The sequence below is a fragment of the Methylophilus sp. TWE2 genome (genome assembly GCF_001183865.1).
In the GTDB taxonomy this organism is placed as follows: domain Bacteria; phylum Pseudomonadota; class Gammaproteobacteria; order Burkholderiales; family Methylophilaceae; genus Methylophilus.
In genome coordinates this window covers 1,727,600-1,743,906 of the sequence record NZ_CP012020.1, presented here as the reverse complement: position 1 = coordinate 1,743,906, position 16,307 = coordinate 1,727,600, and the positions used below count along the sequence as shown (strand labels likewise).

The 16,307-nt window shown below is 50.3% G+C and carries 15 protein-coding genes; 12 read left to right on the top strand and 3 right to left on the bottom strand.

All coding sequences use genetic code 11. The features are described from left to right. Nucleotides 1-16: 16 nt before the first annotated feature. Together ACJ67_RS08380 and mqo are read right to left on the bottom strand one after the other, a co-directional pair. Nucleotides 17-1,777: an adenylyl cyclase gene (locus tag ACJ67_RS08380; protein WP_197080590.1), complete on the bottom strand. Its 1,761-nt coding sequence runs from the start codon at nt 1,775-1,777 to the stop codon at nt 17-19. Between the two features lie 143 nt (nt 1,778-1,920). Then, a complete protein-coding gene (gene mqo / locus ACJ67_RS08375; protein ID WP_049639838.1) occupies nt 1,921-3,408 on the bottom strand; it encodes a malate dehydrogenase (quinone) in 1,488 nt (495 codons plus the stop codon). A gap of 428 nt (nt 3,409-3,836) precedes the next feature. Here mqo and ACJ67_RS08370 point away from each other — a divergent pair, with 428 nt between their 5' ends. From ACJ67_RS08370 to cimA, 5 genes are all read left to right on the top strand, one after another. Then, the gene (locus tag ACJ67_RS08370; protein ID WP_049638681.1) at nt 3,837-4,328 is read left to right on the top strand and encodes a urate hydroxylase PuuD; all 492 of its coding nucleotides are present in this window, start codon (nt 3,837-3,839) and stop codon (nt 4,326-4,328) included. A 62-nt stretch (nt 4,329-4,390) separates the two neighbouring features. Further along, nucleotides 4,391-5,581 carry an aspartate aminotransferase family protein gene (locus tag ACJ67_RS08365; protein ID WP_049639837.1) on the top strand — a complete coding sequence of 397 codons (1,191 nt, stop codon included), beginning with the start codon at nt 4,391-4,393 and terminating at the stop codon, nt 5,579-5,581. Between the two features lie 22 nt (nt 5,582-5,603). Continuing rightward, nucleotides 5,604-6,518 carry an ornithine carbamoyltransferase gene (gene argF / locus ACJ67_RS08360; protein ID WP_049639836.1) on the top strand — a complete coding sequence of 305 codons (915 nt, stop codon included), beginning with the start codon at nt 5,604-5,606 and terminating at the stop codon, nt 6,516-6,518. 269 nt (nt 6,519-6,787) lie between these two features. Further along, nucleotides 6,788-8,011: an argininosuccinate synthase gene (locus tag ACJ67_RS08355; RefSeq protein ID WP_049638680.1), complete on the top strand. Its 1,224-nt coding sequence runs from the start codon at nt 6,788-6,790 to the stop codon at nt 8,009-8,011. Nucleotides 8,012-8,015: 4 nt separating this feature from the next. Then, nucleotides 8,016-9,605 (top strand): citramalate synthase, encoded by a 1,590-nt coding sequence (gene cimA, locus ACJ67_RS08350; protein ID WP_049638679.1) that lies wholly within the window; start codon nt 8,016-8,018, stop codon nt 9,603-9,605. Here the strand turns inward: cimA and ACJ67_RS08345 are convergent, their stop codons facing one another. Continuing rightward, a complete protein-coding gene (locus tag ACJ67_RS08345) occupies nt 9,606-10,424 on the bottom strand; it encodes a helix-turn-helix transcriptional regulator (protein ID WP_231587129.1) in 819 nt (272 codons plus the stop codon). A 123-nt stretch (nt 10,425-10,547) separates the two neighbouring features. Here ACJ67_RS08345 and leuC point away from each other — a divergent pair, with 123 nt between their 5' ends. The 7 genes from leuC to asd all read left to right on the top strand — a co-directional run bounded on the left by leuC (nt 10,548) and on the right by asd (nt 16,145). Next, nucleotides 10,548-11,954, top strand: coding sequence for a 3-isopropylmalate dehydratase large subunit (gene leuC / locus ACJ67_RS08340; RefSeq protein ID WP_049638678.1), 1,407 nt, complete (start codon nt 10,548-10,550; stop codon nt 11,952-11,954). 12 nt (nt 11,955-11,966) lie between these two features. Then, nucleotides 11,967-12,605 (top strand): 3-isopropylmalate dehydratase small subunit, encoded by a 639-nt coding sequence (gene leuD, locus ACJ67_RS08335; protein ID WP_049638677.1) that lies wholly within the window; start codon nt 11,967-11,969, stop codon nt 12,603-12,605. Nucleotides 12,606-12,699: 94 nt separating this feature from the next. After that, nucleotides 12,700-13,770, top strand: coding sequence for a 3-isopropylmalate dehydrogenase (gene leuB / locus ACJ67_RS08330; RefSeq protein WP_049638676.1), 1,071 nt, complete (start codon nt 12,700-12,702; stop codon nt 13,768-13,770). A 175-nt stretch (nt 13,771-13,945) separates the two neighbouring features. Further along, nucleotides 13,946-14,257, top strand: a complete 312-nt coding sequence (locus ACJ67_RS08325; protein ID WP_049638675.1) for a pyrimidine/purine nucleoside phosphorylase — start codon at nt 13,946-13,948, stop codon at nt 14,255-14,257. 101 nt (nt 14,258-14,358) lie between these two features. Next, complete coding sequence (locus tag ACJ67_RS08320; protein ID WP_049638674.1) at nt 14,359-14,853, top strand: YajQ family cyclic di-GMP-binding protein; 495 nt, start codon at nt 14,359-14,361, stop codon at nt 14,851-14,853. Between the two features lie 17 nt (nt 14,854-14,870). Then, nucleotides 14,871-14,990 carry an entericidin A/B family lipoprotein gene (locus ACJ67_RS08315; protein ID WP_156171663.1) on the top strand — a complete coding sequence of 40 codons (120 nt, stop codon included), beginning with the start codon at nt 14,871-14,873 and terminating at the stop codon, nt 14,988-14,990. Nucleotides 14,991-15,032: 42 nt separating this feature from the next. After that, nucleotides 15,033-16,145, top strand: a complete 1,113-nt coding sequence (gene asd / locus ACJ67_RS08310; protein ID WP_049638673.1) for an aspartate-semialdehyde dehydrogenase — start codon at nt 15,033-15,035, stop codon at nt 16,143-16,145. Nucleotides 16,146-16,307 lie beyond the last annotated feature (162 nt).

The following is a 16,307-nucleotide window of genomic DNA, read 5'->3' as shown; positions in this document are numbered from 1 at the left end:
TGTTCGCGTCGTAGGCTTATGGAAGCCTGCTCACTTCATGACCAGGTTTGGCGGTCTCTCCAATATCATTCAGGACATGCGTGATTTCGCCTGTTCCACCCAGTGAAACGCTGGTCACATGGCTGAAGCGGATGTTGGGCCCCTGCGGCGCTTCAATCGCGCTATTGAGTTTGACACTGGGATTTTCATTAAAAAAGCAATAAATGCCCATGCCTATGGCTGTATGGCGGGTCACATGGTCAGCAACTTTATAAGAAGCAAAGCCATTGACGCTACCATTCATCCAGCCTTGCTGGTCAGGTACATCATAAGGTGCTTCACTCTGATAGAAATAGACTGCACCGTTTTCGCCGTTCCAAACAGTCTGATAATCATGGAAATGCTCGACAAATAAACCGTACATGGTGACATCATCACCATTGACGACAATGCCATGTTTAGTTTTATTACTTGCCCAGCCGATACCATTGCCATGGTCACCACGCCATACCCACAAATTGTCACCAATCACGTGATTGCTATTGATCATCACGCTATGGGTTGCATTGCCGACGGCAGCACCACCCACCCTGAAGAACACGTCTTGCAAGGTGATGGGGTTTCCTGCATGGCTGACAGCACTTTTACGTTCACCCACTTGCAGCAGAGTGTCCGAGTTTTTTTCACCTGCATCGAACAAGATGCCACCAAGTTTGACGCCATCCACATCAGCCACCGTCATGGCGACGTTGCCGGCCACGGGCTCTAAAGTCGCAATCCCAAGGCCAAGGATGATAGTGTTGGGGCGAATGACTTGTAAGGCCTTGTCCAGCTTGTAAATGCCTGGGGTCAGCAAAAGGTGCTTGCCCTTATTTAAAGCCGCATTGATGCTGTCTGCAGTGTCAGTGGCGGCTTTTGCAATGTAAAACTGCTCAATCGGTAGTGATTCACCTTGCAAATGCGCGTCTTGCCAGGAAATGCCTTGTGTGTTGGTGTGTAAAGCAGGCACAAATACCTCGTAAGCACCAGCCTGGTTGATGGTGAGGAAAGGTTTTTCACGCATCACAGGCGTTTTGTCAACTACCGTATAAGGCGGGTTGGGCCAGTGTTCAGCATCGGGTGTATTTTTAACGCCGACAAACACCATATTCCAGTTGGCATTGGTCCAGCTACCCAGCGTCGAATTTCTGGTGAGCCATTGCTGTTGCGTACCGGAGTTGATCTGTTGGTCAATCAGGCTGTCGGCAATAAAGCCGCCGCTGGACCAGCCGCCGTTGTCATCCAGCAGCATATTGCCACGTACATGAATACGGCGTAATGGCGCCGCTTGCGAGACGGCCCATTGCATGGTGCCGTTGTCCGGTGTGACAGACAAGTTTTCCACGCTGCGCCAGAAGTTTTGTGTGGCGTCCTCTTCATGCCAGGTGGCTTTGACTTCAATGCCACCTTGCAGCATCACATCGTCAGGGTATTGTCCCAAACCCGATAGTTGTGTGTAAAAGCCAAGTTTGATTTTGTTGTGGTAAACACCAGGCTTAAACAACACCGCGTAGCGCTCAGGGCCAAATTGGTTACTTTCCTGCTGTTTGAATAAGGTGTCCAGTTTTTGCTGGATGTCATCTGATGGCATGCCTGGGTCTAGAATAATGACATTTTGGCCAAAGTCAGGGGTGGTTGCCTGCACTTTATGGGCTTCTGTTTCCTGGCAACCGAGTAGAAGAAGGGTGGCAAATCCAGCGCCTAGTGTTTTAAGTGTAGGGGCTTTGAGAATGGAATAATCTGGCAAAAACGAACGCATAGATAAGTAGTTTCCAAGAGAAATCATTTATACATGACCGCAACAGCGCGGATGAAATTCAAATTTTTTCATAGCCTATTCCCAATTTCCCTTAAAAATGTCATCAATATGAGACACTTTTTTGCAGCGCTAACCGCTTGAGCTTAGCCTAGGTTCAAGGTGCTTAAGGTGTCTTTGCGGACGCGAGAGAGCAGCGCCGTATCGTCAATCAGTGATTCACCAAAAGACGGAATCAGGGATTTCAGTCCATCCTGCCAAGGCTGCGTTTGCATGCGGTGACCAAAACATCGGTGTAGTACATCCAACATTGCTTTTACGCTGACAGAGGCGCCAGGTGAGGCCCCAAGTAATGCGGCCAGACTGCCATCGGCACTGGCGACAATTTCGGTACCAAACTCCAGCTTGCCCCAGTGCTGGTGGCAACGCTTGATGATTTGGACGCGTTGGCCAGCATGCGCCAGTTGCCAGTCCTCACTACGCGCATCCGGTAAAAAGACACGCAAAGACGCCATGCGCTCTTCGTGGCTTTGAAACACCTCTTTAATCAGATATTTGGTCAAGTCCATATTATGGCGTCCGGCACCGAGTAGGCTCTTGATGTTTTTGAGTTTGACCGATTTTGCCAGGTCAAAGCGAGACCCTTGTTTCAGGAAACGCGTTGTGAATCCTGCATAGGGGCCGAACAGCAGAGCGGGTTTGCCTTGTATCATGCGTGTATCCAGATGCGGGACGGACATGGGCGGAGCACCTACCGCCGCCTGGCTATACACTTTGGCGTGATGCGTTTTAATCAATCGATCGTTATTGCAGATCAGCCACTGGCCACTGACTGGAAAGCCACCGTAACCATGCGCTTCTGGGATGCCTGATTGTTGTAATAAGGGCAGTGCGCCTCCACCGGCACCCAAAAAGACAAATTTTGCATGATAGTGTTGCGTGTGACCAGACACCATGTCCTGGATGCGCACTTGCCAGCTTGTTTGTTCACGTGATTGCTGTTGCTTAAGTTTGGTGACCCGGGATTGTGTCAGCAACGTGAAGTTGGGACGTGTTTTGAGGTAAGCGACCAATTGGCGTGTCAGGGCACCAAAATTGACATCTGAGCCATGGGCCACACGCGTTGCTGATATTTTTTCAGCTGCCTGGCGGCCAGACATCATCAGTGGCATCCAGTCGTTGAGTATATTGGGTTGTTCGCTCCACTGCATCTCGGCAAACAGCGGGTGTGCTTGTAATAACTCAAACCGCTTGCGCAAGAAAGCACCATCCTCACTCCCCCAAACGGCACTTAGATGCGGCACGCGTTGGATAAAGTCAGCCGCATTTAATATGCCTTCTTTGACCAGTGTAGACCAGCACTGTAAAGACACTTCAAAAGCGGCATTAATTTCCAGTGCTCGGTGGATTTGAATATCCCCATTTTTGGCTTTGGGCGTGTAGTTGAGTTCGCAATAACCGGCGTGACCTGTGCCTGCATTGTTCAGGGCATCAGAGCTTTCAAGGGCAACATCTTCCAGTTGTTCTACCATGCAAATATGCAGGGTTGGGTCGAGTCGATGTAGCAGAACTGCCAGCGTAGCGCTCATAATGCCGCCACCGACCAGCAATACATCGAGATCAGTTGTTGCCATGGTATACGATTCCCCTGTGTTGAGGCGCCTGGATGTCAAACGCACAATGTTAATACCGCCGCGCATTATAATATAAATCGAAAAACACGCTGCATTAGGCTCAAGTCGCTGCGTGTTTGCTCACCGCGATGGCGCTGGCGTAAACTTGTCAACATCGGGCTTTTGCGGTAATCTCTAGCATTCGCCAGAAATGGTTCAAAACTAGAAAAAAACGAGTCCTGACTTGAAGTTAGGGCAAACATGTGCAAGTCTTTATCAAGGACTTAAACTGAGTTTGCCGGATCGTCAGGGTGATTGTGGGATAGATGATTGGGGTGTGTATGAAAAATCCGCTGGAATCTGTGACTGGGTCCATCATATCAGGGTTGCTATTAACCCTGGCTTTGGTTTTTTTCCTGAAAAATTTTATTGTGGCTGGAGGCTGATTCATGGAACTGCTACCAGCACTCGCACGATGGATACATTTCCTGGCAGGAATTACCTGGGTTGGATTGTTGTATTACTTTAACTTGGTGCAAATGGCTGGTCTTAAAGCTGCAGCCTCAGATGGAACTGCCGCTGGAATTAACAAGCATATCGTGCCACGTGCGTTGCTATGGTTTCGCTGGTCAGCCGTTGTGACTTGGCTGGCAGGGGCGGCTTTGCTAGGGGCGCACTTCACCGATGCCTTCGCCTTACGTCAGGGTTTTGAACTGATTGGCGTTGGCGCATGGCTAGGCACTATCATGTTGTTGAATGTCTGGGTATTCATTTGGCCTAACCAGAAAAAAATTCTTGGGATGGTGTCAGCGGATGATGCAGAAAAAAATAAAGCGCGACGTGTGGCCATGCTGGCATCACGTACTAATTTAGTGCTCTCACTGCCCATGTTATTTTTCATGGCCAATGGATTGAGCCATCGCGCAGTATTGGGTTTTTAGCGGGTTTAAGACGTTTACGGCGGCTTAAGCCGCCGTTTTTGTTTTTTGAAAAAGGGTTTGAAATGCATTCGGAACACTTAATGAACACCTATGGCAGGCAGCCGGTGACTTTTGTCAAAGGTGAGGGTGTCTGGTTGACGGACACTGCCGGTGATCGCTATCTGGATGCGCTGTCTGGCGTGGCCGTGAATGGCTTGGGTCATGCTCATCCCAAGTTTGTGGCTGCATTGAATGCGCAAATTGCCAGGTTGATTCATGTGTCAAATATCTACCAAATTGCAGAGCAGGCAGCACTGGCTGACAAGCTGGCTGAGCTGTCAGGCATGGACCGCGTGTTTTTCTGTAACTCCGGTTGTGAGGCCAATGAAGCTGCGATCAAACTGGCGCGGTTATATGGCCACAATAAAGGCATTGATCATCCTGAAATCATTGTCATGGATCAAAGTTTTCATGGCCGGACCATGGCGACCTTGTCTGCCACGGGCAACCGCAAGGTGCAGGCGGGCTTTGAGCCTCTGGTGAGCGGTTTCCTGCGAGTGCCATTTGATGACCTTGAAGCGGTGAAAACCATCGCCTCACACAAAAACAACGTAGTGGCTATCCTGGTAGAGCCGGTGCAAGGTGAGGGGGGTATCCATATTCCTGCCAGCCTCAAAGGCTACATACAAGGACTGCGTGAAATCTGCGATGCCAACGGCTGGTTGCTGATGCTGGACGAAGTGCAGTCTGGCATTGCCAGAACCGGTACCTGGTTTGCTTTCCAGCATACCGGTATTTTGCCGGATGTGATGACGCTGGCGAAAGGCCTGGGTTCAGGTGTACCGATTGGCGCCTGTGTCGCCCGTGGCGTGGCGGCTGAAACATTTACGCCTGGCAAGCATGGCTCAACCTTTGGCGGTAACCCGTTGGCGACCGCTGCCGGGTTGGCGACGCTGGACATTATTGCCGAAGAAAAGCTGCGCGAAAATGCACAAACGGTCGGCGATTACATCCGCCAGCAGTTTACCGAGTCACTGAAAAGCGCAACGGGCGTCGTCAATATCCGCAATGCGGGCATGATGATAGGCATTGAACTGGACAAACCCTGTGCTGACCTGGTCAAGCAGGCGCTGGCTGCGAAGCTGCTGATTAACGTGACTTCTGAGAAAGTGATCCGTCTATTGCCTCCGCTTGTCATGAGTAAACAGGAGGCCGATGAGCTGGTCAGCAGATTGACGCCACTGATATTGAATTTTTTAAAGGCAAGCGCTTGATCGAACAGGCGCCCAACATATGATGAGTATCAAACACTTTTTGCAGTTTAATGACCTGACCCGCGACGAGATCGAACACATCTTTCATCGTGCCAAATGGATTAAATCGCAGTTTAAAGACTACAAACAATACTGGCCGCTGGTAGATCGCACGCTGGTCATGATTTTTGAAAAGGCCAGCACACGTACACGCCTGTCATTCGAAGCCGGTATGCAGCAGTTGGGTGGCTCAGCCATCTACCTCAATACCCGCGATTCACAGCTGGGTCGCGGCGAACCGGTAGAAGATGCGGCGCAAGTCATTTCGCGCATGAGCGATATCGTGATGATCCGCACATTTGAGCAAAGCATCATCGAGCGTTTTGCGCAAAATTCGCGCGTGCCAGTGATTAATGGCCTGACCAACGAATATCATCCATGCCAGATACTGGCGGATATATTTACCTTTATTGAACACCGTGGTTCGATTCAGGGCAAAACCGTGGCGTGGATTGGCGACAGCAACAATGTCTGCAATACCTGGCTGCAAGCCGCAGAGGTGCTGGACTTTAATGTGCATGTCTCTACACCGCCCGGCTATGAAGTGGAGCCTGAGCGTGCCAACCTGTATGGCACCTCCCATTTCGAGTCATTTGCTGACCCGATGGAAGCTGCACGCGGCGCGGATTTGGTCACCACCGATGTGTGGACATCGATGGGCTTTGAAGCAGAAAACGAAGAGCGTCGTAAAGACTTCGCAGACTGGCAAGTGGACGCCGACATGATGAAGGTCGCCAAGGCGGAAGCTGTATTTATGCATTGCTTACCTGCGCACCGTGGCGAAGAAGTCGCTGCCGAAGTGATCGACGGCAAACAAAGCGTCGTGTGGGATGAAGCAGAGAATAGATTGCACACACAAAAAGCGTTGATGGAATTTTTGTTGTTGGGCAAGGTTTGATTTTTCACCACAGAGATCACAGCGTGTTCCAAGGTTTTTTCTCCTTGTCCTCAGTGATCTCTGTGGCTAAAAAATTTGTGTTTTTATAGTTTCACGCTGACACCAAATTTAAATCACGCGTGTCAGCCTGGCGTCACAATCAATTTGATGCCAAAAGCAGGTGTTAGCCACAGAGAACATCGAGGCCACAGAGAAAAGCTTTTTAAGGGCTTTCTCTTTCCTCTCGTTAGCTGTGAGGTAAAAATATTTTTTATGGAAATATAACTTCAATGAGCGATATTAAAAAAGCAGTATTAGCCTATTCTGGCGGCCTGGACACATCCGTGATTTTGAAATGGTTGCAAGACACCTACCAATGTGAGGTGGTGACGTTTACGGCCGACCTGGGCCAGGGTGAGGAGCTGGAACCGGCCCGCGAAAAAGCCAATAAGTTCGGCGTCAGCGAAATTTACATCGATGACCTGCGCGAAGAGTTCGTGCGTGATTTCGTGTTCCCGATGTTCCGCGCCAACACGGTGTATGAAGGTGAGTACCTGTTAGGGACGTCGATTGCCCGTCCATTAATCGCCAAACGCCTGATTGAAATCGCCAATGAAACCAAAGCCGACGCGATCTCACATGGCGCGACCGGTAAGGGCAATGATCAGGTGCGTTTTGAGCTGGGCGCCTATGCCTTGAATCCGAATATCAAAATCATCGCGCCATGGCGTGAATGGGATCTGCTCTCACGCGAAAAATTACTGGCCTATGCTGAAAAACATGGTATCCCAGTCGAAATGAAACATAAGCAAGGCGGCAGTCCCTATTCTATGGATGCTAATTTGCTGCACATTTCTTACGAAGGCCGTCACCTTGAAGATCCGGCAGCAGAAGCCGAAGAAGATATGTGGCGCTGGACCGTCTCCCCGGAAAAAGCACCAGATGCAGCGGAATACCTGGATATTGAGTTCAAAAATGGCGATATTGTCTCCTTGAATGGTAAAGCGCTTAAAGCACATGAAATCCTGGCTGAATTGAATCGCATTGGCGGTAAACACGGTATTGGCCGTTTGGACCTGGTGGAAAACCGCTATGTTGGCATGAAATCCCGTGGTTGCTATGAAACGCCTGGCGGCACCATCATCCTTAAAGCGCACCGTGCGATTGAAAGCATCACACTGGACCGCGAAGTAGCGCATTTGAAAGATGACTTGATGCCACGTTATGCCAGCCTGATTTACAACGGCTACTGGTGGAGCCCTGAGCGTGTCGCCTTGCAAACCTTGATCGATCATACCCAAGCCACTGTGAATGGCTGGGTGCGCGTCAAACTCTACAAGGGCAATGTGATTGTCGTTGGCCGTGACAGCAAGACTGACTCACTGTTTGATTCGACCATTGCTACATTTGAAGACGACAAAGGCGCTTACGACCAGAAAGATGCAGGCGGCTTTATCAAGCTGAACGCTTTGCGTATGCGTATTGCGGCCAACCTCCACAACCGTAAAAAGTAATTTTATGGCCAACCGACGCGTCATTGCCTATGATTCCACCCTGCGTGATGGCGCGCAGGCACAGGGAGTCTCGTTTTCAGTTGAGGATAAGCTCAAGGTCGTGCAACGCCTGGACCAACTGGGCATCGGCTATATTGAAGCGGGGAACCCGGGCTCTAATCCTAAAGATCTGGAGTTTTTCGCGCGCGTTGGCGAATTGACATTGCAGCACGCCAAAATCATTGCTTTTGGCAGCACACGCCGTATCGGTATCACCGCTGCGGAGGATAAAAACCTGCAATCGCTGTTATCAGCGAATACCGAAGCGGTGGCGATTTTTGGCAAAAGCTGGGATTACCAGGTCACCGACATTTTGCGGACGACCTTGCAAGAAAATCTGGCGATGATAGGTGACACCATTGCTTACTTGAAAGCGCAGGGCAAAGAAGTGGTGTTTGACGCAGAACACTTCTACGATGGCTATAAAGCCAATCCCGCTTACGCCATGCAGACGCTGCAAGCGGCGGTGGATGCCGGGGCGGATGTGCTAGCCTTGTGTGACACCAACGGCGGCACTTTCCCAAATGAAATCTTCGCCGTGACTGAGACCGTTGTTAAACAGTTTCCGTCAGTGCAGATTGGCATTCATTGCCACAACGATTGCGAAATGGCTGTCGCCAACTCTGTGGCCGCTGTCCAGGCGGGCGCCGTTCAAGTGCAGGGCACTATGAATGGCATCGGCGAGCGCTGCGGCAATGCCAACCTGGTGTCGATTATCCCTAATGTGCAGCTCAAACTCGGCCTGGATTGTATTTCTGAAGTGCAGCTTTCGGAGCTCACTGCCGCGGCCCGCTTTGTGAGTGAAGTGGCGAACGTCGCTTTCAACGACAAAGCGCCTTATGTGGGTCAGGATGCCTTTGCGCATAAAGGCGGCATGCATATTGATGCCGTGAATAAAAACCCTAAGTCGTACGAACACATCAACCCAGGCACGGTGGGTAACGAGCGGCAGATTTTGGTGTCTGAAGTGGCAGGGCGTGGCGCGATTTTACGAAAGCTGCAACAGCTAGACCCGACACTGACCAAAGAGTCTGAAGCGGCCATTAATATCCTGGAGCATTTAAAAGCACTCGAGCATGAAGGCTACCAGTTTGAAAATGCCGAGAGTTCTTTTGAGCTGTTAATGCAAAAACTGCTGGGCAAGTTTGAGCCTTTTTTCAGCCTGAAGCAATACAACGTCAATATCTATGAGCCTTCGGCAGATGGCCTCAACTCTTCTGTCAGCATCCATCTAAGTGTGCGTGGACAGGAGACTGCGGCGACAGCGCAGGGGGATGGCCCTGTAAATGCGCTGGACAAAGCCATGCGTAAAGCCTTGGAGCCGTTTTATCCTGCCATCAAGGATATCAAGCTGATTGATTACAAGGTACGCGTACTCGATTCAAACCTGGCGACGGCTGCCAAAGTGCGCGTGCTGATCGAATCTTCCGACCAGCATTCCAGCTGGGCCACGATAGGCGTATCCTCTGACATTATCCAGGCCTCCTGGCTGGCGCTGAAGGATGCGCTGGAATACAAACTGGTGCAAACCGTTAAGCCTAGGGTGGCTGCCTGATCAGGCAGGTTGCAGTAACACCAGTTTTAAATGTTCTTGTTCCACCGGGCGTAAGGTGACCTGCTGGAATTGAATAAACCCAGATTGTGGATGCTGAAACTCGCGTTGCCCACCTTGTCTTTCCAGCACATCGTGCTGTTTCCAGAATTGCGCAAACTCCATGCTGGCATTGCTGAGCTCATCCACCAACTGCTTGACGTCAGGCTCTTCGAGGCGAGAGCGGCTATCTGCCCTGAACTCCGCCACCAGTCGTCGTGCCCGCATCTCCCAATTCACCACAAACTCTCTGGCTGTTGGGTAAATAAATACAAACCGTAGTAGGTTAGGGCGTTGGTCTGATGGCCACTCCTTATCCAGCAGCCCGGTAAATAAGGCTCCCGCAGGTGGGTTCCAGGCCAGGATATCCCAGGTACGGCCCATGATATAGGCTGGAATCTGTATTTCGGCCAGCATGGCGACTAAGGTTTCTGGCGCAGTGTCCACTTCGGCATGATGTGCTTGCGGATCGCGGCGGTCAGCCATGTCGAATAAATAACTGCGTTCAGACTTGCTTAATTTAAGTGCAGTAGCCAGCCGGGCTAAGGCATCCGCCGAGACATTCACTTCGCGGGCCTGTTCTATCCAGGTATACCAGGTGGCACTGATGCCTGCCAGCTGCGCCACTTCTTCCCGTCGCAAACCTTGGGTGCGGCGTCGGGAGCCTGATGGGAAACCAAATTCTTCAGGGCTGCCTCGTTGACGCATGGCCTGCAAAAATTCAGCCAGTTCCTGACGGCGGGTATCCACAATTGTTTTACCTGTTGGTTCAATGGCTTGCATGATAAAAACAGCATTAAAGTAGTAGTGTTAATACTAGTATAAACTATCTTCTTGTAAGGGTATTAAAACTTAGGTATTCTGCGCGGGTTTTATCAATATTTGCATGGTAAGAAAGGAACTGTCATGGCAGGCAAAACGCTGTACGACAAATTATGGGAATCGCACGTGGTGCACGAAGAAGCGGATGGCACCTGTTTGATTTATATCGACCGTCACCTGGTCCATGAAGTGACCAGCCCGCAGGCGTTTGAAGGTCTGCGTATCGCAGGGCGCAAGCCATGGCGCAATTCCAGCATTGTGGCTAACCCTGACCACAATACACCAACTAAAGACTGGGACAAGGGCATTGAAGACCCGATTTCTCGCCTGCAAGTGGAAACACTGGACAACAACATCAAAGAGTTTGGTGCGTTGGTGTATTTCCCGTTTAAAAACAAAGACCAGGGCATTATCCATGTCATTGGGCCTGAAAATGGCACCACACTGCCAGGCATGACCGTGGTTTGTGGTGACAGCCATACGTCTACTCATGGTGCTTTCGGTGCGTTGGCTCACGGGATTGGTACCTCCGAAGTTGAACATGTATTGGCAACACAAACACTGGTGGCTAAAAAATCCAAAAGCATGTTGGTACGCGTGGATGGTCAATTAGGTAAAGGCGTCACTGCAAAAGATGTGGCACTGGCCATTATCGGTAAAATCGGTACCGCTGGCGGTACCGGCTACGCCATTGAGTTCGGTGGGGATGTGATTCGTGGCTTGTCCATGGAAGGCCGCATGACCCTGTGTAACATGGCGATTGAAGCCGGTGCCCGTGCAGGCCTGGTGGCGCCAGACGAAAAAACCTCTGCTTATCTTGAAGGCCGTTTGCATGCGCCTAAAGGTGAGAACTGGACCAAGGCAGTGGCCTACTGGAACACATTGAAATCAGATACTGACGCCACATTTGATACCGTGGTGGTATTAAATGGTGCCGAGATTGCGCCACAAGTGACCTGGGGGACTTCTCCTGAGCAAGTATTGCCTATCGGCTCTACCGTGCCCGATCCTTCACAGGAAACGGATGCAACCAAGCGCACCAGTATTGAGAATGCCCTGAAATACATGGGCCTGACCGCCAATACGCCGATTGACCAAATTCAACTGGATAAAATCTTTATCGGCTCTTGCACCAACTCCCGCATTGAAGATTTGCGCGCGGCGGCCAGCGTCGCCAAAGGCAAAAAGGTGGCTGGCAATATCAAGCTCGCCATGGTGGTGCCGGGTTCTGGCCAGGTGAAGCGCCAGGCAGAGGCTGAAGGCCTGGATAAAATCTTTATTGAAGCCGGTTTTGAATGGCGTGAACCCGGCTGCTCCATGTGCCTGGCGATGAACTCAGACCGTTTGAGTCCCGGTGAGCGTTGCGCCTCGACCTCTAACCGTAACTTTGAAGGCCGTCAGGGCCCGGGTGGCCGTACGCACTTGGTGAGCCCGGAAATGGCTGCTGCTGCTGCGATTGCAGGTCACTTTGTTGATGTGCGCAGTGCATAAGAGGAGAACACTATGAAAGCATTTACAACTTTAAATGGCCTGGTCTGCCCGCTGGATCGTGCCAATGTGGATACGGACGCGATTATCCCGAAACAGTTTTTGAAGTCCATCAAGCGTTCCGGCTTTGGTCCTTATCTGTTTGATGAGTGGCGCTACACCAATTATGGTGAGCCTGGCATGGATTGCAGCACACGACCACTGAACCCGGATTTTGTCCTCAACCAGCCACGTTACCAGGGCGCGCAAGTGCTGCTGGCACGTGATAATTTTGGTTGTGGCTCCTCCCGTGAGCATGCGCCTTGGGCGATTGAAGACCAAGGTTTCCGAGTGATTATTGCACCAAGCTTTGCGGATATTTTCTTTAACAATTGCTACAAAAACGGTATTTTACCTATTGTGGCGTCTGCTGAGCAGGTCGATAACCTGTTTAAAGAATGCTTCGCCCATGAAGGCTACACGCTTAATGTGGATTTGGAAGCACAAACAGTGACCACGCCATCTGGCAAGTCATTCAGCTTTGACATTACGCCTACCCGTAAACACAACCTGCTGAACGGTTTGGATGAAATTGGCCTGACCTTGCAACATGCAGACAAAATCAAGACATTTGAAGAAAAGCATAAGGCGTCGCAGCCCTGGTTGTTCGCGTGATCCGTCATTCCCGCGAAGGCGGGAATCCAGGCAAGCTTCAATTGGCACACCTGAGTAGGAATGACAAAAGAATATTAAGTTTAAGGAAAAAATAATGGCATTAAATATTGCAGTGTTGCCTGGTGATGGCATTGGTCCGGAAATTATTGCGCAAGCCTTGCGCGTACTGGAAGTCTTGAAAAAAGAAGGTCTGGACATGACCTTCACCGAAGCGCCGCTCGGTGGCCAGGCCTATGACCAGTACGGTCATCCATACCCTGAGTTTACGCAGGAAATCTGTCGTAAAGCCGATGCAGTATTGCTGGGTGCAGTCGGTGGCCCGCAGTACGACAACCTGGATCGCCCGTTGCGTCCTGAGCGTGGTCTGCTTGCCATTCGCAAGGACTTGGGCTTGTTCGCTAATCTGCGTCCTGCGGTGTTGTTCCCTGAGCTGGCGAATGCCTCTACACTGAAGCCAGAAGTGGTGGCCGGTCTGGATATCATGATTGTGCGCGAACTGACCGGTGACGTATATTTTGGCCAGCCACGCGGGATGCGTACCAATGAGCAAGGCGTGCGCGAAGGTTTCAACACCATGATTTACAGCGAGCCAGAAGTGCGCCGGATTGCGCATGTGGCGTTTGACATCGCCATGAAACGCGGCAAGAAGTTGTGTTCTGTCGACAAAGCCAACGTGCTGGAAACCACTGAATTCTGGAAAGAGATTGTCATTGATGTGGCAAAAGAATACCCGGAAGTGGAGCTGAGCCATATGTACGTGGACAATGCCGCCATGCAGTTGATCCGCAATCCAAAACAGTTTGACGTGATGGTGACCGGTAATATCTTTGGTGACATCCTGTCTGACGAAGCTTCCATGTTGACTGGTTCCATCGGCATGCTGGCTTCAGCCTCACTGAATGAAAGCAAAAAAGGTCTTTATGAGCCATCACACGGCTCAGCGCCTGATATCGCCGGTAAAAACCTGGCTAACCCGATTGCGACCATTTTATCTGCAGCCATGATGTTGCGTTACAGCTTTGATAACGAGGCTGCTGCGACACGTATTGAGAACGCAGTGAAAAAAGTATTGGCTGCTGGCTACCGCACGGGTGACATTTATGAAGAGGGCACGAAGAAAGTTTCTTGCTCCGAGATGGGTGACCAGATCGTGGCGGCCATGTAAAACTGGCTACGTAGGCGATTTGCGGTGTTGCGCAGTACTCGAAATCCTCATGTACTCATGTACATTCCGGTTTCTCCGTGCTGTGCGCCTTGCAACTCATCCTGCTCGCTCAGTTTTTGATGTGATATAGTCCATCTCTTATTTGCAGCATATTGAAATTAAATAGGAATTTAAAATGGCGCAATTTGATAACGTCAGTGTAAAAAAGAAAGCCAACGTGTATTTTGATGGCAAATGTGTGAGTCATACCGTGTTGTTTCCGAACGGAACACGTTGCACTGTCGGTGTGATTTTTCCAAGTACATTGACTTTCAACACTGGCTCTCCAGAGTTGATGGAAATTAATGACGGTGTATGCAAGGTACGTCAAAAAGGCGAAGAGAACTGGACTACTTACAAAGGCGGTGAGAAATTCACGGTGCCGGGGAATTCCAGTTTTGATATTGAGACAATAGAAACAGTAGACTACGTCTGCCACTTCGAATAATTGTGACTGCTCGACAGGACTGCGTTGTGAACGCTTGCCGTACTGAGTTGTACTGTCTGCGCGCTCACGCCTTGTCCTGTCATCGCTTGTGAAGGTTAAATATGCCAAGTTTTGATATTACATCTGAAGTCGATATGGTCAATTTGAAAAACTCGATTGATGCGTCTGTGAAGCAGATCACCAATCGGTATGATTTCAAAGGCACGTCGGCCAAGGTTGAGTTCAACGAAAAAGATAAAGTGATTACCCTGTTTGGCGATAATGACTTTCAGCTTGACCAGGTGAAAGATATCCTTTTGCCAGCCATGGAGAAAAAAGAGCCTGAATCCTCCAAGAGGTTGGAACACAAAGATGTGCAAAAGGTTTCTGGTAACAAGGTCAAGCAGGAGTTGCGTGTGCGTGACGGGATCGACAGTGACCTGGCAAAAAAGATCACGAAACTGATCAAAGACAGCGGCATGAAAGTGCAGGCGACGATTCAGGGCGACACGGTGCGGGTGAATGGTGCCAAGCGTGATGTCTTACAAGAGGCAATTGCGTTTGTGAAAAAGAGTATTACTGATTTTCCTTTAAAATTTGGTAACTTTAGAGATTAATGCTTGGGAGAGTAAAGATGGCAAAGTGGATGACATTGGTGCTGGCGGTGTTGGTATTGGCAGGGTGCAATACGATCAATGGCATGGGCAAGGATATTGAACAAGCGGGTGAAGCTGTTCAAAAATCTTCCAAATAATTACTGTAATGCCGGTTTGACCGGCTGAAATATCGAGTCACTATGTTAAAAGTAGGGTTTGTAGGCTGGCGTGGCATGGTTGGTTCCGTGCTGATGCAGCGCATGATGCAGGAAAACGATTTTGCGGATATTGAGCCGCAATTTTTCACGACTTCGCAAACAGGTGGGGCGGCGCCTCAAGTTGGGAAGGATTCGCCTGCGCTTGAAGATGCCAAGAATATTGACGCTTTACGCCAGATGGATGTGATCGTCACTTGTCAGGGCGGGGATTACACCAGCGAGGTGTTTCCGCAATTGAGGGCAACTGGCTGGAGCGGTCACTGGATCGATGCGGCCTCTACCTTACGCATGGAAAAAGACTCCGTGATCATTTTAGACCCGGTGAACATGCATGTGATTAAAGATGCATTGTCCAATGGCGGCAAAAACTGGATCGGCGGCAACTGTACCGTCTCACTTATGTTGATGGCACTGAATGGCCTGTTTAAGGCTGACTTGGTCGAGTGGGCCACTTCCATGACCTACCAGGCGGCTTCAGGCGCAGGCGCACAGAATATGCGTGAACTGATTAGCCAGATGGGCGTACTGAATGCCTCCGTCGCTGATTTGCTGGCAGATCCAGCTTCTGCCATTTTGCAGATCGATAAAACAGTGGCGGATACCATCCGCAGCGAAGAGTTGCCTAAATCTAACTTTGGCGTGCCATTGGCTGGCAGTCTGATCCCATGGATCGACAAGGACTTAGGGAATGGTCAAAGTAAAGAAGAATGGAAGGGCGGCGTAGAGACCAACAAGATTTTAGGTCGTGAAGCGAACCCGATTGTGATTGACGGTCTGTGTGTGCGTATCGGTGCCATGCGGTGCCATTCCCAGGCGTTGACTATCAAGCTGCGCAAAGATGTGCCACTGGATGAAATCAATCAGATGCTGGCTGAAGCGAACGACTGGGCTAAAGTCATTCCAAATGAGCGAGAGGTCAGCATGCGGGAGCTCACCCCTGCAGCGATTACCGGCACGCTGACGACGCCAGTAGGGCGTTTGCGCAAACTGGCGATGGGTGGTGAATACCTGTCAGCATTTACCGTAGGTGACCAGTTGTTATGGGGCGCTGCAGAACCTTTGCGCAGAATGTTGAGGATTCTGGTCGAATCTTAAGTAATTGTTTAAGTAGCAGCCCGTAAAGCTATGATTTATCAATAAAATCATGGTCTTTTCGGGCTTTTGCTTTTGGTGCAATCCTGTTTAATGGTTACTGTAGCCTCAAATCCATCTGTTTATTGCTCTCAAGCAGCCTGGGTGCGCTTGCGTGGCTGTGTG